At 65.3% G+C, this 18,037-nt stretch carries 17 protein-coding genes; 13 read left to right on the forward strand and 4 right to left on the reverse strand.

Annotated features, from left to right (window positions below; genetic code table 11):
• Positions 1-102: 102 nt before the first annotated feature.
• The 3 genes from H4O11_RS06700 (at position 103) to lpdA (ending at position 4,496) form a co-directional block, all read left to right on the forward strand.
• Positions 103-627 (forward strand): DNA-deoxyinosine glycosylase, encoded by a 525-nt coding sequence (locus tag H4O11_RS06700; protein WP_425506013.1) that lies wholly within the window; start codon positions 103-105, stop codon positions 625-627.
• 225 nt (positions 628-852) lie between these two features.
• Complete coding sequence (gene aceF / locus H4O11_RS06705) at positions 853-2,574, forward strand: dihydrolipoyllysine-residue acetyltransferase (protein ID WP_182338624.1); 1,722 nt, start codon at positions 853-855, stop codon at positions 2,572-2,574.
• A gap of 107 nt (positions 2,575-2,681) precedes the next feature.
• On the forward strand, positions 2,682-4,496 hold the full coding sequence (gene lpdA / locus H4O11_RS06710) for a dihydrolipoyl dehydrogenase (RefSeq protein WP_182338625.1): 1,815 nt from the start codon (positions 2,682-2,684) through the stop codon (positions 4,494-4,496).
• A gap of 90 nt (positions 4,497-4,586) precedes the next feature.
• Here lpdA and H4O11_RS06715 read toward each other — a convergent pair whose 3' ends face one another.
• On the reverse strand, positions 4,587-5,405 hold the full coding sequence (locus tag H4O11_RS06715; RefSeq protein ID WP_182338626.1) for a hypothetical protein: 819 nt from the start codon (positions 5,403-5,405) through the stop codon (positions 4,587-4,589).
• Positions 5,406-5,900: 495 nt separating this feature from the next.
• Here H4O11_RS06715 and H4O11_RS06720 point away from each other — a divergent pair, with 495 nt between their 5' ends.
• The 9 genes from H4O11_RS06720 to H4O11_RS06760 all read left to right on the forward strand — a co-directional run bounded on the left by H4O11_RS06720 (position 5,901) and on the right by H4O11_RS06760 (position 13,059).
• Positions 5,901-6,266 (forward strand): hypothetical protein, encoded by a 366-nt coding sequence (locus tag H4O11_RS06720; RefSeq protein WP_182338627.1) that lies wholly within the window; start codon positions 5,901-5,903, stop codon positions 6,264-6,266.
• Between the two features lie 30 nt (positions 6,267-6,296).
• Complete coding sequence (gene atpB / locus H4O11_RS06725) at positions 6,297-7,085, forward strand: F0F1 ATP synthase subunit A (RefSeq protein ID WP_182338628.1); 789 nt, start codon at positions 6,297-6,299, stop codon at positions 7,083-7,085.
• A 64-nt stretch (positions 7,086-7,149) separates the two neighbouring features.
• Positions 7,150-7,452: a F0F1 ATP synthase subunit C gene (gene atpE, locus H4O11_RS06730; RefSeq protein WP_182338629.1), complete on the forward strand. Its 303-nt coding sequence runs from the start codon at positions 7,150-7,152 to the stop codon at positions 7,450-7,452.
• A gap of 112 nt (positions 7,453-7,564) precedes the next feature.
• Positions 7,565-8,035 carry a F0F1 ATP synthase subunit B gene (locus H4O11_RS06735; RefSeq protein WP_182338630.1) on the forward strand — a complete coding sequence of 157 codons (471 nt, stop codon included), beginning with the start codon at positions 7,565-7,567 and terminating at the stop codon, positions 8,033-8,035.
• 1 nt (position 8,036) lies between these two features.
• Complete coding sequence (locus tag H4O11_RS06740) at positions 8,037-8,564, forward strand: F0F1 ATP synthase subunit delta (RefSeq protein WP_182338631.1); 528 nt, start codon at positions 8,037-8,039, stop codon at positions 8,562-8,564.
• 45 nt (positions 8,565-8,609) lie between these two features.
• A complete protein-coding gene (gene atpA / locus H4O11_RS06745; RefSeq protein ID WP_182338632.1) occupies positions 8,610-10,157 on the forward strand; it encodes a F0F1 ATP synthase subunit alpha in 1,548 nt (515 codons plus the stop codon).
• A gap of 58 nt (positions 10,158-10,215) precedes the next feature.
• The gene (gene atpG, locus H4O11_RS06750) at positions 10,216-11,079 is read left to right on the forward strand and encodes a F0F1 ATP synthase subunit gamma (protein ID WP_182338633.1); all 864 of its coding nucleotides are present in this window, start codon (positions 10,216-10,218) and stop codon (positions 11,077-11,079) included.
• A gap of 37 nt (positions 11,080-11,116) precedes the next feature.
• On the forward strand, positions 11,117-12,523 hold the full coding sequence (gene atpD / locus H4O11_RS06755; RefSeq protein ID WP_182338634.1) for a F0F1 ATP synthase subunit beta: 1,407 nt from the start codon (positions 11,117-11,119) through the stop codon (positions 12,521-12,523).
• A gap of 113 nt (positions 12,524-12,636) precedes the next feature.
• On the forward strand, positions 12,637-13,059 hold the full coding sequence (locus tag H4O11_RS06760; protein ID WP_182338635.1) for a F0F1 ATP synthase subunit epsilon: 423 nt from the start codon (positions 12,637-12,639) through the stop codon (positions 13,057-13,059).
• A gap of 301 nt (positions 13,060-13,360) precedes the next feature.
• On the opposite strand, the gene H4O11_RS06765 is transcribed toward H4O11_RS06760, so the two are convergent.
• Positions 13,361-13,744: a GtrA family protein gene (locus H4O11_RS06765; protein WP_182338636.1), complete on the reverse strand. Its 384-nt coding sequence runs from the start codon at positions 13,742-13,744 to the stop codon at positions 13,361-13,363.
• Between the two features lie 83 nt (positions 13,745-13,827).
• Here H4O11_RS06765 and glmU point away from each other — a divergent pair, with 83 nt between their 5' ends.
• Positions 13,828-15,192, forward strand: a complete 1,365-nt coding sequence (glmU, locus tag H4O11_RS06770) for a bifunctional UDP-N-acetylglucosamine diphosphorylase/glucosamine-1-phosphate N-acetyltransferase GlmU (RefSeq protein WP_182338637.1) — start codon at positions 13,828-13,830, stop codon at positions 15,190-15,192.
• A gap of 75 nt (positions 15,193-15,267) precedes the next feature.
• Here glmU and H4O11_RS06775 read toward each other — a convergent pair whose 3' ends face one another.
• Together H4O11_RS06775 and H4O11_RS06780 are read right to left on the reverse strand one after the other, a co-directional pair.
• Positions 15,268-16,614 (reverse strand): sensor histidine kinase, encoded by a 1,347-nt coding sequence (locus H4O11_RS06775; RefSeq protein WP_182338638.1) that lies wholly within the window; start codon positions 16,612-16,614, stop codon positions 15,268-15,270.
• Positions 16,611-17,954, reverse strand: coding sequence for a sigma-54-dependent transcriptional regulator (locus H4O11_RS06780; RefSeq protein ID WP_182338639.1), 1,344 nt, complete (start codon positions 17,952-17,954; stop codon positions 16,611-16,613). Before H4O11_RS06780 ends, H4O11_RS06775 begins: the two co-directional genes overlap by 4 nt.
• Positions 17,955-18,037: the final 83 nt, after the last annotated feature.

Genomic DNA, 18,037 nt, shown 5'->3' on the forward strand with positions numbered 1-18,037 from the left:
ACGCGCGTTAAAAAATAGTTGTGTGTGTTCAGCGAACAATGGCCATACCCTTGGTGTTGATGGCCTTCGATGGTGGGTGATGTTCATGCAGATGGTGGAACCGTGAGTGGAAATGACGCCTGCATCGGGCTGCCAGCGCAGTTGGATGCGGATTGCCGCGTGCTGGTGCTGGGTTCGATGCCGGGTATCGCGTCACTGCAGCAAGCGCAGTACTACGCTCATCCGCGCAATCGGTTCTGGCCGTTGATGGCCGTGCTGTGCGGCGTCGACGCCGGGGCAGGCTACGCCACGCGGCTGCAGCAGATGCAGGCGGCCGGCGTGGGTCTGTGGGACGTCATCGGGCAATGTCGTCGCCGGGGCAGCCTGGACGAGGACATCGTGCGCGGTAGCGAGATCGCCAATCCCGTTGCAGCACTGATGGCCACGTTGCCCGACCTGCGGTTGGTGGCCTGCAACGGTGCGGCCGCGCACCGGGCATTCGTGCGCTTCATCCAGCCGGCGCTGCGCTTGCCGTCGGCGGTGCCGGTACTGGCGCTGCCATCGACCAGCCCGGCCAATGCAGCGGCGAGCCTGCAGAAGCTGCAGCAGGCGTGGCGGCCGCTGGCCGATGCGCTGGCCACCGGTTGAGGCAGCCGGGGTACAAGGGCAGCGGGGCATCGTATCGATGGCAGCGAGGGACAATACGCCACCGACTGGTCATGCCCCACGACGCGCCATTCCAGCGCAAGCGCACTGGACACAACAGCGTGTCCCGGGACAGTACGGACTGAAAACGCCATCAACGGTTGGCGAGGGGGCCTTGCTGGCCGCACAATAGGTGTTTCCCTACACCAGATTGCCGGAGTTATCCCCATGGCCGAAATCAAGGAAGCCCTCGTCCCCGATATCGGTGACTACAGCGATATCCCGGTAATCGAGGTGCTGGTCGCCGTCGGCGACACGGTCAAGAAGGATCAAGGCCTGGTCACGCTGGAAAGCGACAAGGCGACGATGGAGGTGCCATCGTCGGTCGCAGGCGTGGTCAAGGAGGTCAAGGTGAAGGTCGGCGACAACCTGTCCGAGGGCAAGGTCGTGGCGCTGATCGAAGTGGCCGGGGAGGATGCCCCGGCCGCCACGCCGGCTCCTGCTGCCGCCCCGGCACCGGCCAAGGCCGCCGCCCCGGCAGCGCAGCAGAGCGCTCCGGTCGCCGCGGCACCGGCTGCGGCCGCCAGTGGCGGTACCGTGGAGGCGCTGGTGCCGGATATCGGCGATTACACCGATATCCCGGTCATCGAAGTGCTGGTCGCCGTCGGCGACACGGTGAAGAAGGACCAGGGCCTGGTCACGCTGGAAAGCGACAAGGCGACGATGGAAGTGCCTTCGTCGGTTGCAGGCGTGGTCAAGGAAATCAAGGTGAAGGTCGGCGACACCCTGTCCCAGGGCAAGGTCGTGGCCATCATCGAGGCTGAAGGTGAGGCCAGTGCCGCGCCGGCACCGACCCCGGCCAATGCCGCCGCCAACGAAACCGCTGAAACCGCCACCAAGGTCGAGCCGGTCGCCATGCCGGCGCAGCCGGACAACCTGGCTGCACGCGAGATTGCCAGCGCGCCATCGGCCGGCGCGCCGACCAGCCCGCCGGTGCAGTTCAACGCCGACAGCGTGCTGCCGGCCAAGGTGCCCTATGCAACCCCGGCCGTGCGCGTGTTCGCCCGCGAGCTGGGCGTGGACCTGCTGCAGGTCAGCGGTACCGAGAAGGGTGGCCGCATCACCAAGGGTGACGTGCAGAAGTTCGTCAAGGCCGCACTGACCAGCGGCGCGGCCGCGGGTACCGGTGCGCCGGCCGCTGCCGGTGGTGGGCTGAACCTGCTGCCGTGGCCGAAGGTGGACTTCAGCAAGTTCGGCGAGGTCGAAGTCCAGCCGTTGTCGCGCATCAAGAAGATCTCCGGTGCGAACCTGGCCCGCAACTGGGCGATGATCCCGCACGTCACGCAGTTCGAGCAGGCCGACATCACCGAGCTGGAAGCCCTGCGCCTGGCACTGAACAAGGAAAACGAGAAGGCCGGCATCAAGCTGACCATGCTCGCCTTCCTGGTCAAGGCCAGTGCCGCGGCGCTGAAGAAGTTCCCGGAGTTCAACGCCTCGCTGGATGCCAGCGGCGAGAACCTGACCCTGAAGAAGTACTTCAACATCGGTTTCGCCGCCGATACGCCGAACGGCCTGGTCGTGCCGGTGATCCGCGACGTCGACAAGAAGGGCGTGGTGCAGATCGCGCAGGAAAGCGGCGAGCTGGCGAAGAAGGCGCGCGACGGCAAGCTGGGTCCGGCCGACATGAGTGGCGGCTGCTTCTCGATCAGCTCGCTGGGCGGCATCGGCGGCACTGCGTTCACGCCGATCGTCAATGCGCCGGAAGTGGCCATCCTCGGTGTCTCCAAGTCGTCCATCCAGCCGGTCTGGAACGGCAAGGAGTTCGCGCCGAAACTGCTGCTGCCGCTGTCGCTGAGCTACGACCACCGGGTCATCGACGGCGCGTTGGCCGCACGTTTCACCACGTACCTGTCGCAGGTGCTGGCCGACATGCGCCGCGTACTGCTCTGATCGAGCACGCAAGCCCCCTCCGTGTGGCCGCCGCGATGCGCGCGGCCGCGTGACGAACTGCAGTGACAGCCCGCCGGCCATCCCGCGCGGGCACGAAGGAAACCACCATGGCCACGATTGAAGTCAAGGTTCCAGACATCGGCGATTACAACGATGTGCCGGTGATCGAAATATTGGTCGCCGTCGGCGATACGGTGAAGAAGGACCAGGGCCTGGTGACCCTGGAATCGGACAAGGCCACGCTGGAAGTGCCGTCCTCGGCAGCTGGCGTGGTCAAGGAATTGAAGGTGAAGCTGGGCGACACGCTGTCCGAAGGTGCCGTCGTGGTGGTGCTGGAAGCCGAGGGCGAAGGTGCCGCACCGGCCGCACCGGCCAAGGCCGCCGCAGCGCCGGCAGCAGGCGCACCCGGCAACAAGCCGCCGGTGACCCCGTCGCACCGTGCGCCGGCCGAACCGGCTGCGCCGAAGCCGGCGCTGTCGTCCGGCAAGGCCGCGGACATCGAATGCGCGATGGTCGTGCTCGGCTCCGGCCCTGGCGGCTACACCGCCGCGTTCCGTGCCGCCGACGTCGGCCTGGATACCGTCATCGTCGAACGCTACGCCAGCCTCGGCGGCGTCTGCCTCAATGTCGGCTGCATTCCGTCCAAGGCGCTGCTGCACGCGGCAGCGGTGATCGATGAAGTCGCCCATGCCAATGATTTCGGCGTGGAGTTCGGCAAGCCGAAGATCACCCTGGACAAGCTGCGCGAATACAAGGAAAAGGTCGTCGGCCAATTGACCAAGGGCCTGGCCGGCATGGCCAAGCAGCGCAAGGTGCGCACCGTGCAGGGCGTGGGCCGTTTCGTCTCCGCCAACGAACTGCAGATCACTGCCGAGGACGGCAGCACCCAGTTGCTGCGTTTCCAGCAGTGCATCATCGCGGCCGGTTCGCAGGCAGTGAAGCTGCCGAATTTCCCGTGGGACGATCCGCGCGTGATGGATTCCACCGATGCACTCGAACTGGCCGAAGTGCCGGGTTCGCTGCTGGTCGTCGGCGGCGGCATCATCGGCCTGGAAATGGCCACGGTCTATGCTGCGCTGGGCAGCAAGGTCACCGTGGTCGAGTTCATGGAACAGCTGATGCCAGGCGCCGACAAGGACCTGGTCAAGCCGCTGGCCGACCGCCTGAAGAAGCAGGGCGTCGAGGTACACCTGAAGACCAAGGCCTCCGGCGTAAGCGCCGACAAGAAGGGCGTCACCGTCACCTTCGAATCGGCCACCGAAGGTGAGAAGCCGGCGCTGGAGCAGGGCACTTTCGACCGCGTGCTGGTAGCCGTGGGCCGTTCGCCGAACGGCAGGAAGATCGATGCCGAAAAGGCCGGCGTGCAGGTCTCCGATCGTGGTTTCATTCCGGTCGACCGGCAGATGCGTACCAACGTGCCGCACATCTTCGCCATCGGCGACATCGTCGGCAACCCGATGCTGGCGCACAAGGCGACGCACGAAGGCAAGCTGGCCGCTGAAGTGGCCGCTGGCCACAAGAAGGAATGGGTCGCACGGGTGATTCCGTCGGTGGCCTACACCAACCCGGAGATCGCCTGGGTTGGCGTGACCGAAACCGAGGCGAAGGCCAAGGGCCTGAAAGTCGGCGTGGCCAAGTTCCCGTGGGCAGCCAGTGGCCGTGCCATCGGCATCGGTCGTACCGAAGGCTTCACCAAGCTGATCTTCGACGAGGAAACCCACCGCGTCATCGGCGGCGGCATCGTCGGCGTGCACGCAGGCGACCTGCTGGCCGAGATCGGCCTGGCCATCGAAATGGGTGCCGAAGCCGAGGACATCGGCCACACCATCCACGCGCATCCGACGCTGAGCGAGTCGGTGGCGATGGCATCGGAAATCTACGACGGCACCATCACCGATCTGTATCTGCCGAAGAAGAAGTAGCGCCGGGCCATTGCCCGGCGGATGACAGAAACCCCGGGGAAACCCGGGGTTTCTGTTTGCGGCCCGCCGAGCACGGCTCGGCGCTACGGATCAGAACGAAACGCTCAGGCCCGCAACCGGACCCTTGAATTCCTGTTTCAGGCCGACCACGCCGTCGCTGCCCTTCTGGTCGACGTCCAGCTTGAACCAGTCGTAGCCGGCGAAGATGCCGAAGTTGTCGGTCAGGCTGTATTCGACGATGGCATTGGCCCGGCTCAGGTCGCCCTCATAGTCATCGAAGCTGCCCCACTTGGTGTTGAGGTACTGGCCCTGCATGCTGATCATCCAGCGATCGGCCGGATTGAACGTCAGCCGTGCGCCCACCACCGGCGCCACGCCGCTTTCGCTTTCATCCAGGAAGCGCCCGTTGTAGACATTGCCCAGGTCGGCAAAGCCCTTCGCGCTGATCTTGGCCCACTCCGCGCCAAGCTGCAGGCCCAGGTCGAAGCGCTCGGTGTCCACCACCGAATAGTCGTACACCAGGGTCGCCACCTGGTATTTCAGTTCGGCCTTGACGAAGCTCCCTTCGGGCACGTCGATCTCGCCGAAGGCGATGCCGTCGTCCAGCGTTTCGCGTCGGTCCTTGTCCCATTTGAAATAGTCGAAGATCAGGCGCTGGCGGTCGCTGAAGCGGAACACGCCGTCCACGCGCGGCTCCCATTCCTTGCCGCCCATGCTGAAATCTTCATCGAGGTTCACGTCCTGGCCGTTGATGTTGGTCGTGCCGCGGATGGTGTTGTCGGTGTCGATGTTCATCGCACCCACGCGCAGGGTGAAGCGGTCGTCGCCTTCGGCAGCATGCGCGGTGGAGGTGAAGCCGGCGCCGATGGCGGCCAGCGAAAGGGCAAGCAGGGTAGGGGCGGTACGCATCGGCAGGATCCTTGCGGTGGTTCAATGAAAGTCACCCCACTATCCCGCTCGCGTCGTCCACCATCCGTGAACGTATGGTGCAGGCGATGTGTCTGCGTCCCGCTGGAACCTGGCGCGATGCACCGTCTGTTGTCGGCATTGCCAGTTCCCCGGACGGCAAAAAAAATGGTCCCGCCGGGCAGCGGCGGGACCATCGGACCACCATGCTGATCTGCAGAACCGCGCCGACGAGGATCAGGGAGTGCAGATCGAAGGCTTCGACACACAACCACGACGAAAGTTCAATGCTGCGCTGCCGCATGCAGCTGAGCCCCGCTGGGCATGATTATCCCGCCGGTCGGGAGAAAAAACCCGGCCATCCGGCAACTTGCGTCGATCCGGGATGAACACGCAGCGGTTGTCTCGCAAATTGTCCCATTGCTATAATTTGGCGGCTCGACGAGGCACTGCGCTGCTGCCTCATGCCTATCCACTCCATTTGTGCGGGACGTCACTGTGCTGAACTCCGTTGATGCGGGTCGGCGACTGATGCTGCGCGCCGCGGTCTACCCGCTGGCCGCAGTGGCTGTCCTGGCTCTTGGCTTCCTGCTGGTGAGTCCGAAACATGCGCTGGGGGCCTTGGCTTCCGGGCTTGCGGTTTCGGCAGGTGGCTGGGTGGCGGCGAAGATGGCGTTGGGGGGCGGTGTCCAGGCGGCCGGTTCGGCGCTGGGACGGCTGATCATCGCCGTGGTGGCGAAGTGGGCCGTGGTGTTTGGCGTGCTGGCGGTGGGTTACCTGGTCTTCCGGCTGCCTGCACTGGCGCTGTTGGCCGGAATCGCCGTCGGCTTGATGTTCCAGGTCCTGGCACTGGCCAGGCAATAACAGAATTCATTTAACTTAAGGTTCGGACACATGGCAGGCGAGGCGCTTACACCCACCTCCTATATCCAGCATCACCTGCACAACCTCACGGTAGGGCACGGCAGCCCGTGGGCGCTGCATCTGGATACCATCGCCACCTCGGTCCTGATGGGCCTGGTGATGGTTTTCGCGTTCTGGCTGGCCACCCGCAAGGCCACCGCCGGCGTCCCCGGCAAGTGGCAGGCGTTCGTGGAGATCTGCCTGGAGTTCGTTGACCGCCAGGCCAAGGACACCTATCACGGCACCAGCAAGCTGGTGACCCCGATCGCGATCACGATCTTCTTCTGGATCCTGTTGATGAACCTCATCAAGATGATCCCGGCCGACTTCATCGCCATGCCGCTCGAAGCGCTCGGCGTGCCTTACTGGAAGCCGGTGCCCACCGCTGACGTCAATGCCACCCTGGGCATGTCGATCAGCGTGTTCTTCCTGATGCTGTTCTTCTCGCTGCGCGCCAAGGGCATTGGTGGTTTCACCAAGGAGTTCCTGACCGCGCCGTTCGGCAAGTGGATGCTGCCGTTCAACCTGATCCTGAACATCGTCGAATGGCTGAGCAAGCCGATTTCGCTGGCGATGCGACTGTTCGGCAACATGTTCGGCGGTGAAATCGTGTTCCTGCTGATCTGGGTGCTGGGCGGTGCAGGTATCGCCGGTGCCCTGGCGGGTGGCGTATTCGGTTTCGGCTGGATGCTGTTCCATCTGCTGGTGATTCCGCTGCAGGCTTTCATCTTCATGATGCTGTCCATCGTGTACCTGAGCCTGTCGGAAGACGCTCACTGAGTTTCGCTTCACCCTTCATCCGTTTGTTTCTCAATCCTTAGCAATCACGTTTCCGGAGAAAACCATGTACTTCGCCGTCCTGACCAACCTCGCCCAAGTTCAGAGCTCCACCGTCCTCGCCGTCGGCATCATGATCGGCCTGGCCGCGCTTGGTGCAGGCCTGGGCCTGGCCATCATGTCCGGTAAGTTCCTGGAATCGGCCGCGCGCCAGCCGGAACTGATCCCGGTGCTGCAGGTCCGCATGTTCATCACCGCCGGCCTGATCGACGCCGCGTTCATCATCTCGGTCGCCGTTGGCCTGCTGTTCGCCTTCGCCAACCCGATGGTCGGTGAGTTCGTGGCACGCCTGCCGGCAGTGGCTGGCTGATCCAGCACAAGTGAAACGACCGGCGCTTCGGCGCCTGGTCGCGGATGAAGGTTCGGGGGTGCCGCCCACCGGGCGGTACTTCCACCCCGTCACCACTGACTGAGCGAAAACAATGGATATCGGTTTTACCCTCCTCGCCCAGGCCCTGGCCTTCGCAGCCCTGATCTGGATCATCGCGACCAAGATCTGGCCGCCGCTGATGAACGCGATCGAAGAGCGCCAGCAGAAGATCGCTGAAGGTCTCGCCGCTGCCGATCGCAGCCAGAAGGACCTGGCGCAGGCCCAGGAAAAGGTCAACGAAGCGCTGAAGGAAGCACGCGGCAAGGCCAACGAGATCATCGACCAGGCCCACGCGCGCGCCAACCAGATCGTTGAAGCCGCCAAGAACGAAGCGATCACCGAAGCCACCCGCCAGAAAGAACTGGCGCAGGCAGAGATCGATGCGGCTGCCAACCGTGCCCGCGAGGAACTGCGCAGGCAGGTCTCCGTGCTGGCCGTAAGCGGTGCCGAGAAGCTGCTCAAGCGCGAAATCGATGCCAACGCCCACAAGGCGCTGCTCGACGAGCTGGCTTCGGAGATCTGACATGAGCCAGGCCCTCACGCTTGCCCGCCCTTACGCCCGCGCTGCCTTTGCGACCGCGCGTGACGAAGGCGCGTTCGCGCCGTGGACGGACGCACTTGCGTTCTCCGCCCACGTCGCCGCCGACCCGCGCGTGTCGGCCCTGCTCGCCAACCCGGAGCTGGGCCGCGACGAGGCTGTCGCCCTGCTGGCGCCGGAACAGCGCAGCGAGACCTTCTCGCGCTTCCTGTCGCTGCTCGCCGAGGCCCACCGCTTGCAGCTGCTGCCGGAAATCGCCGGGATGTTCGACCAGCTGCGTGCCGAAGCCGAACACGTGGTCAAGGCCACGGTGACCTCGGCCAACGCACTGTCCACCGGCGACCTGGACGCGATCAAGGCTGCGCTGCGCAAGCGTTTCGGCCGCGAAGTGGACGTGTCCACCGCGGTGGACGCTTCGCTGATCGGCGGCGCCGTGATCGACGCCGGTGACGTGGTCATCGACGGTTCGCTGAAGGGCAAGCTCGCCCGACTGCAGACCGCGCTCGCTAACTGAATTCATTTAATCGTCCGGCCTGACCGCCGGCACTAGGACTCGACGATGGCAACCACGCTCAACCCCTCCGAAATCAGCGAACTGATCAAGAACCGCATCGAGAAGGTCAAGCTGGCCGCGGAATCGCGCAACGAAGGCACCGTGACCAGCGTGTCCGACGGCATCGTGCGCATCTTCGGCCTGGCCGACGTGATGCAGGGCGAAATGATCGAACTGCCGAACAACACCTTCGCCCTGGCCCTGAACCTGGAGCGCGACTCGGTCGGCGCCGTGGTGCTGGGTGATTACCAAAACCTGCGCGAAGGCGACGTGGCCAAGACCACCGGTCGCATCCTGGAAGTGCCGGTCGGCCCGGAACTGCTTGGCCGCGTGGTCAATGCGCTGGGCGAGCCGATCGACGGCAAGGGCCCGCTGGGCACCGACCTGACCGCTCCGGTGGAGCGCGTTGCACCGGGCGTGATCTGGCGCAAGTCGGTCGACCAGCCGGTGCAGACCGGTTACAAGTCGGTCGACTCGATGATCCCGATCGGCCGTGGCCAGCGCGAGCTGGTCATCGGTGACCGCCAGACCGGCAAGACCGCGCTGGCCATCGATGCGGTGATCAACCAGAAGGGCACCGGCATCAAGTGCGTCTACGTGGCGATCGGGCAGAAGGCCTCGACCGTTGCCAACATCGTGCGCAAGCTGGAAGAAAACGGCGCGATGGCGCACACCGTGGTGGTGGCTGCCACCGCGTCCGAGTCGGCCGCGATGCAGTACATCAGCGCCTACTCCGGCTGCACCATGGGCGAATACTTCATGGACCGCGGCGAAGACGCGCTGATCGTGTACGACGATCTGTCCAAGCAGGCCGTGGCCTACCGCCAGATCTCGCTGCTGCTGAAGCGCCCGCCGGGCCGTGAAGCGTACCCGGGCGACGTGTTCTACCTGCACTCCCGCCTGCTCGAGCGCGCTGCCCGCGTGTCCGAAGAGTACGTGGAGAAGTTCACCAACGGTGCGGTGAAGGGCAAGACCGGTTCGCTGACCGCGCTGCCGATAATCGAAACCCAGGCCGGCGACGTCTCGGCGTTCGTGCCGACCAACGTGATCTCCATCACCGACGGGCAGATCTTCCTGGAAACCGATCTGTTCAACGCGGGTATCCGTCCGGCCGTCAACGCCGGTATCTCGGTGTCGCGCGTGGGTGGTTCGGCCCAGACCAAGATCATCAAGAAGCTGTCCGGCGGCATCCGTATCTCGCTGGCGCAGTACCGCGAGCTGGCTGCCTTCGCGCAGTTCGCCTCGGACCTGGACGAAGCCACCCGCAAGCAGCTGGAGCGCGGCCAGCGCGTCACCGAGCTGATGAAGCAGAAGCAGTACGCGCCGATGTCGATCGCCAACCAGGCGCTGTCGATCTACGCCGTCAACGAGGGTTACCTCGACGACGTGCCGGTCAACAAGCTGCTGGCGTTCGAAGAAGGCCTGCACGCCCATTTCGACAACACCCAGGGCGAGCTGGTGGGCAAGGTCAACGCCACCGGCGGCTGGGACAAGGACATCGAAGAGGCCTTCAAGAAGGGCATCTCCGAGTTCAAGACCACCGGCAGCTGGTAACAACGCATGTGGGGCGGGGCCTGGCCCCGCTCTACCGTTGAACATACGGGAATAAGAGATGGCAAGCGGACGCGAAATCAAAACCAAGATCAAGAGCGTGCAGAACACCCGCAAGGTGACGCGCGCGCTCGAGATGGTCTCGGCCTCCAAGATCCGCAAGGCGCAGGAGCGGATGAAGACCTCGCGTCCGTACGCGCAGGCGATGAAGCAGGTGATCGGCCACCTGGCCCAGGCCAGCACCGACTACCAGCATCCGTTCCTGGTCGAGCGCGAGCAGGTCAAGCGGGTGGGCTACATCGTGATATCGTCCGATCGCGGCCTGGCCGGTGGCCTGAACAACAACCTGTTCCGCAAGACGCTGGGCGAAGCCCGTGCCTGGCAGGAAAAGGGCGCCGAAGTGGACATGGTGACCGTTGGCCAGAAGGCATCCACCTTCTTCCGCCGCATCAAGGTCAACATGGTCGGCAGCGTCACCCACATTGGCGACCAGCCGCGGCTGGAATCGCTGATCGGCGTGATCAAGGTGATGCTCGATGCGTTCACCGAAGGCAAGGTCGACCGTGTGTACCTGGTGTACAACCGCTTCATCAACACCATGACCCAGACGGCCAGCTTCGACCAGCTGCTGCCACTGCCGCCCGCTGAGAAGCAGGTCGCGCACCACGACTGGGACTACCTGTACGAACCCGATGCCGCGACCGTGCTGGAGCACGTGATGACGCGTTACATCGAGTCGCTGGTGTATCAGGCGCTGCTGGAGAACGTGGCGTCCGAACACGCCGCGCGCATGGTGGCGATGAAGGCGGCCAGCGACAACGCGAACAAGCTGATCGGTACGCTCCAGCTCGTCTACAACAAGGCGCGCCAGGCAGCGATCACCCAGGAAATTTCCGAAATCGTCGGCGGCGCAGCAGCAGTCTGACGCGCACGTCCAAAGCACACTTTTAGAGGATGCAGCAATGAGTCAGGGCAAGATCGTTCAGATCATCGGCGCGGTCGTCGACGTCGAGTTCCCGCGTGAGTCGGTGCCGAAGGTGTATGACGCACTGAAGGTCGACAACACCGAAATCACCCTCGAAGTCCAGCAGCAGCTGGGCGACGGCGTGGTGCGCACCATCGCCCTCGGTTCCACCGACGGCCTGAAGCGCAACCTGGTCGCCACCAACACCAACCGCGGCATCTCGGTGCCGGTGGGCGCCGGTACGCTGGGCCGCATCATGGACGTGCTGGGTCGCCCGATCGACGAAGCCGGCCCGGTCGCCGCCAGCGACAACTGGGAAATCCACCGTGCGGCACCGTCGTACGAAGACCAGTCCCCGGCCACCGAACTGCTGGAAACCGGCATCAAGGTCATCGACCTGATGTGCCCGTTCGCCAAGGGCGGCAAGGTCGGCCTGTTCGGCGGCGCCGGCGTCGGCAAGACCGTCAACATGATGGAGCTGATCAACAACATCGCCAAGGCGCACAGCGGCCTGTCCGTGTTCGCCGGCGTGGGTGAGCGTACCCGTGAGGGCAACGACTTCTACCACGAGATGAAGGACTCCAACGTCCTGGACAAGGTCGCGATGGTATACGGCCAGATGAACGAGCCGCCGGGCAACCGCCTGCGCGTCGCGCTGACCGGCCTGACCATGGCCGAATACTTCCGCGACGAGAAGGATGCAAGCGGCAAGGGCAAGGACGTGCTGCTGTTCGTCGACAACATCTACCGTTACACCCTGGCCGGTACCGAAGTGTCCGCGCTGCTGGGCCGCATGCCGTCGGCCGTGGGCTACCAGCCGACCCTGGCCGAGGAAATGGGCGTCCTGCAGGAGCGCATCACCTCGACCAAGAACGGCTCGATCACCTCGATCCAGGCCGTCTACGTGCCCGCCGATGACTTGACCGATCCGTCGCCGGCCACCACCTTCGCCCACCTGGATTCGACCGTGACCCTGTCGCGTTCGATCGCCTCGCTGGGTATCTACCCGGCGGTGGATCCGCTGGATTCGACCAGCCGCCAGATGGACCCGCTGGTCATCGGCCACGAGCACTACGACACCGCCCAGCGTGTCCAGCAGACCCTGCAGAAGTACAAGGAGCTGAAGGACATCATCGCCATCCTGGGCATGGACGAACTGTCCGAGGAAGACAAGCAGGCCGTGACCCGCGCCCGCAAGATCGAGCGCTTCTTCAGCCAGCCGTTCCACGTGGCCGAAGTGTTCACCGGCTCGCCGGGCAAGTACGTGTCGCTGAAGGACACCATCCGTGGCTTCAAGGCCATCGTCGATGGTGAGTACGACCACCTGCCGGAGCAGGCGTTCTACATGGTCGGCAGCATCGAAGAAGCGGTCGAGAAGGCCAAGAAGATGGCCGAGAAGGCCTGATCCTGGACGGGCGGGAGCGATCCCGCCCGACCTGACGCCGGGGCCGGGCAACTGCCCGCGCCGGTCGACCTCCCCGGTGGCATCGTGCCGCCGCGAACAGTGAAGAGATTTGCATGAGCACGATCCGTTGCGACATCGTCAGCGCCGAGCAGGAAATCTTCCGTGGCGAAGCGACCTTGGTCGTGGCCACCGGTGAGCTGGGCGAGCTGGGCATCGCGCCCAAGCACGCGCCGCTGATCACCCGGCTGAAGCCGGGCAAGGTGGTGGTGACCCAGGCCAATGGCGAGCAGCTGGACTTCTTCATCTCCGGCGGCATCCTGGAAGTGCAGCCGCAGGTGGTGACCGTGCTGGCCGACACCGCCATCCGCGCGCAGGACATCGACGAAGCGTCGGTGCGCAAGGCCAAGGAAGAAGCCGAGCGCATGCTGGCCAACCGTGGCGAAGCGATGGAAATCGCCGAAGCGCAGCAGAAGCTGGCGGAAGTCACCGCGCAGCTGCAGGCGCTGGAGCGCCTGCGCAAGAACCTGAAGCACTGATCCCAGCGCTTCTGCAGGAACAGAAATGCCGGCCCAGTGCCGGCATTTCATTGCGCGGAATCCGCATGTTCGGCATCGGCCACAGGCCAGGTAATGACGGGCCATGCCCGTCACCGCGCGCAGCGCGGCACGCCCTGTTCGGCATCGGCCACAGGCCAGGTAGTGACGGGCCATGCCCGTCACCGCGCGCAGCGCGGCACGCCCTGTTCGGCATCGGCCACCAGGCCAGGTAGTGACGGGCCATGCCCGTCACCGCGCACAGCGCGGCACGCCATCTGCAGCCGCGTCTGGCGCCCCCGGCTCAGCGGAACACCAGCCAGCGCATCAACAGGAACGAGACCGCCGCCAATCCACCTTCCACCAGTGGCTTGGCCAGCCATGCATATTGCAGCCCCAGCGCATGGTCGGCAGCCGCCACCAGCACGGTGCTGGCCAGCGTCATCACGCCCCACAGGCCGATGAAGCGCGCGAAGCGCTTCCAGCCCAGCCGCCGGCCGTCTGCCCGGGCGAAGGTGTAGCGGCCATTGAGCCAGAATCCGAGCAGCATGCCGCTGGCACGGCCGACCACGTTGCCGGGCACCACGGCCATGCCCAGCGCGGTGGCGGACACGAACACCACCCAGTCCAGCAGCAGCTGGAGCAGGCCGACGATCAGATAGGAGCCGCTCTGGCGAATCAGGGACATGGACAGGCGATGCAGGGCACGTGGGTCATGTTAACGGCGGCCGTTCTAGAATGCAGGCAAGACCACTGCCGATCGCATTCCCCATGACCCAACCCCTGCACGTGATCATCCTGGCTGCCGGCGCTGGCAAACGCATGAAGTCCGCGTTGCCGAAGGTGCTGCAGCCCATAGCCGGACAGCCGATGCTAGCGCATGTGATCGCCACCGCGCGTGAGCTGGCGCCGGCGGCGATCCACGTGGTGCACGGCCATGGTGGCGAGGCCGTGCGTGCGCAGTTCCGCAACCAGCCTGACCTGCTGTGGGCCGAGCAGGCGCAACAGCTGGGTACCGGCCATGCGGTCGCGCAGGCCATGCCTGATGTACCCGATGCCGCGCAGGTGCTGGTGCTGTACGGCGACGTGCCGCTGATCCGCGCGCAGACCCTGCGCGAACTGCTGGCCCAGCCTGGGCGCCTGGCAGTACTGGCCGCGGAGGTCGACGACCCCACAGGCTACGGACGCATCGTGCGCGATGCCGAAGGCAATGTCGGGGCGATCGTTGAACAGAAGGACGCCGACGACGAACAACGGCGCATCCGCACCATCAATACCGGCATCATCAGCGCGGAGTCCACCGCGCTGCGCCGCTGGCTTTCGCAGCTGTCCAACCACAATGCACAGGGTGAGTACTACCTCACCGACGTGTTCGCCTTCGCCGCCAGCGAGTACACCGCTGCCGAGATGACCCTGGTGGAAGAGGCGCAGGATGCCGAAGGTGCCAATGATCCATGGCAGCTGGCGCAGCTGGAGCGTGCCTGGCAGCAGCGCGCCGTGCGGGCGCTGTGCCTGCAGGGTGCACGCGTGCTGGACCCGGCGCGGGTAGACATCCGGGGCGAGGTCATCGTCGGCAGCGACGTGCAGATCGATGTCAACGTGATCCTGGAGGGCCGCGTGGAGCTGGCCGATGGCGTGACCGTGGGTCCGTTCACCCGGCTCAAGGACGTGAAGCTGGGGCCGGGCACCGAAGTGCGCGCGCACTGTGACCTGGAAGGCGTGGTCACCGAGGGCGCGGCGCAGATCGGCCCGTTCGCACGGCTGCGCCCGGGCACGGTACTGGCTGATGGCGTGCACGTCGGCAACTTCGTGGAGACCAAGAAGATCACCATGGGCGTGGGCAGCAAGGCCAACCACCTGAGCTACCTGGGCGATGCGGTGATCGGCAGCAAGGTCAACATCGGTGCCGGCACCATCACCTGCAATTACGATGGGGTGAACAAGGCGCAGACCACCATCGGCGACAATGCCTTCGTAGGCTCCAACAGCGCGCTGGTGGCCCCGGTGGTGATCGGTGAAGGCGCGACCATCGGCGCCGGTTCCGTGGTTACCCGCAGCGCGCCGGATGGCAAGCTGACTGTTGCACGTGCGCCGCAGCAGGTCATCGAAGGCTGGCAGCGGCCGCGGAAGAAGTAGCGCCGAGCCATGCTCGGCGGCCTGGCATTGCCGGGCAAGGTGGCATTCCGCCGAGCATGGCTCGGCGCTACCGGGTCAGCCGTGCGGCAACAACAATGACACGCACAGTCCGCCATCGGTACGGTTCTGCAGGGCTACGCGTCCACCGTGGGCCTCGATGATCTCGCGCGTCAACGCCAAGCCCAGGCCGGTGCCGTTGCGCTTGGTTGAATAGAACGGCGTCAGCGCATTCTGCAGCACCGCCTCGTTCATGCCCTTGCCACGGTCCAGCACGTCCACTCGTATCCACTGCGGCAGCCGGGTCAGCCGCACGCGCACGTCGTCGTTGGGTGGATCGGCTTCGGCACAGGCCTCGTGCGCGTTCTTCACCAGGTTCAGCAGCGCCTGGCCGAGCTGGGCCACGTCCACGCGGCTGTGCATGTCCTCGGCGATCTCGTCCATGCGGAAAGGTATCTGTTGCTGCAGGCCGGCCAGGAACGGTGCCCAGTGCACGGTCTGCAACAGCGGCTGCGGCAGCTTGGCGAAACGCGCATAGCCGCGGATGAAGCCTTCCAGGTGGCGTGCGCGGTCTTCGATGGTGGAGAAGATCTCCGGCAGGCGATCGAAGCGCTCGCGCTTGACCAGTTCGCCGCCGGAGTGTGCCAGCGACGCAATCGGAGCCAATGAATTATTGAGCTCGTGGCTGATCACCCGGATCACCTTCTTCCAGGTCTGGACTTCCTGCCGGCGAAGTTCGGCGGTGAGCAGGCGGATCAGCAACAGGTCATGCGGGCGTCCGTTGAGATGGAACGCACGGCGTGACAGGTGGTAGATCTGCTCGTCCTCTTCGTCGACAGCGTCCTCGTCGCGCACCGCGAACAAGCTGTCACCGCCGCGCGAAATGGCGTCGCTGAGCGGCACCGGCATCTGTTCCAGCAGCTCGGCCAGGCGCTGTCCTTCCAGTTTCCGGCCGCCGTGCAGCAGCTTGCGTGCGGCCACGTTGGAGAACACCACGCGCGCGATGCCGTCGCCGCCATCGGCAAGCAGCAGCATCGCCACCGGCGTGTTCTGCACCATGGTGTCCAGCAGCAGTTCGCGTTGCACCAGGCCCTGCCGCTGGTCGCGCAGTACCTCGCCCAGTTCGCGGTGTGCCTGCACCAGGTGGCCCAGCTCATCGTGTCCCGACCAATGCACGCTGAAGTTGAACTCGCCATCGCGATAGCTGCTGACCACGCCGGACAGCGCCCGCATCAACGAGCGCACCGGCGCGGTGGCACGGCTCAGGCTGAGCCACATCAGCGCCAGCAGGATCACTGCGGAAATCACCGCCACCAGCCAGCCGTGGTCCATCCAGTACGCCAGTATCCACGGCAGGGCCGCGGCGAGCGCCAGCACGGGCAGCAGGCGCAGGAACAGGCGGAAGGTGAATGATCGCAGCTTCATTCGCGCGGAATGCCGTGGCGGTCCATGCGCCGGTACAGGGCCTGCCGGCTCAGGCCCAGTTCGGCGGCGGCCTGGGCGATGATGCCGTGGTTGCTGGCCAGCGCGTTTTCGATGCGCTGGCGGTCCGGATCGGGCGCGTGGCTGCTGCTGCGTGGTGCAGCCGCGGCGCGTGGCAGGTTGAGGTCGGCGACTTCGATGCGGTTGCCAGTGGCCAGCAGTTCGGCGCGCTGGATGACATTGCGCAGCTCGCGCACGTTGCCAGGCCATGGGTGTCGCTGCAGGGCGGCGCTGGCACCTGAAGACAGCGGTTTGTCGCCGCTGAGGAAGCGTTCGGCCAGCGGCACGATGTCGCCGGGCCGTTCTGCCAGCGGCGGCAGTGCCAGCTCTACCGTGTTGAGGCGGTAATACAGGTCTTCGCGGAAGCTGCCATCGCGGATCATGGCGGCAAGGTCCGCGTTGGTGGCACTGACCACGCGCACTTTCACCTGCCGCTCGCGATTGGAACCGAGGCGCTCGAAGCGGCCGGTCTCCAGCACGCGCAGCAGCTTCATCTGCCCACCCAGTGGCAGGTTGCCGATCTCATCGAGGAACAGCGTGCCGCCATCAGCGGCCTCGAATTTGCCCTCGCGGGCCTTGTTGGCGCCGGTATAGGCACCGGCTTCGGCGCCGAACAGTTCGGCTTCGATCAGTTCGGCCGGCAACGCACCGCAGTTGACCGTCACGAACGGCCCCTTGGCGACGGCGGAGTTGGCCTGGATGATCTCCGCTATCTTCTCCTTGCCCGCGCCGTTGGGGCCGGTGATCAACACCGGCAGGGGCGAACGCGCGACCTGGCAGGCCAGCGCGATCACCCGCTCGCTGGCCGCATCGGCAAATACCGCCTCGCGCAGGTCATAGCGAAGTTCCAGGTCGTTGCGCTGGCGCTGCTCGCGTTGGCGCCGGCGATCGAGTTCGCTGCGTGCTTCGGACAGCTCAAGCAGGTTGTTGACCGTGGTCAGCAGCTTGCGGTCGTCCCAGGGTTTGGCCAGGTAATCGGCAGCGCCGGCCTTGACCAGGTCCACCGCGGTGCTCAGGTGCGTCCATGCGGTCAGCAGGATCACCGGCAGGTCGGGATGGCGCTGGCGGATCCTGGCGAACAGGGCTTCCCCCTCCTCGCCGGACGTGGTGTCCTCGGTGAAGTTCATGTCCTGGATCACCAGGTCCACCGCATGGCCTTCCAGCGCTGCCAAGCCGGCCTCGGGCGACGTCGCGTGCACGGTCTCGATGTCGTGCAGCGAGAACAGCACGTCCAGTGCGGTGCCCACGCTGGTGTTGTCGTCGATGATCAGGATCAGGGGCATGCGCAGGGGGTCAGGTAGCGCCGGGCCATGCCCGGCGGGTGGGAATCACGGGGGTCTGCAGCAGCCGAGCATGGCTCGGCTCC

The organism is Stenotrophomonas tumulicola (assembly GCF_014117215.1).
Taxonomy (GTDB): domain Bacteria; phylum Pseudomonadota; class Gammaproteobacteria; order Xanthomonadales; family Xanthomonadaceae; genus Stenotrophomonas; species Stenotrophomonas tumulicola.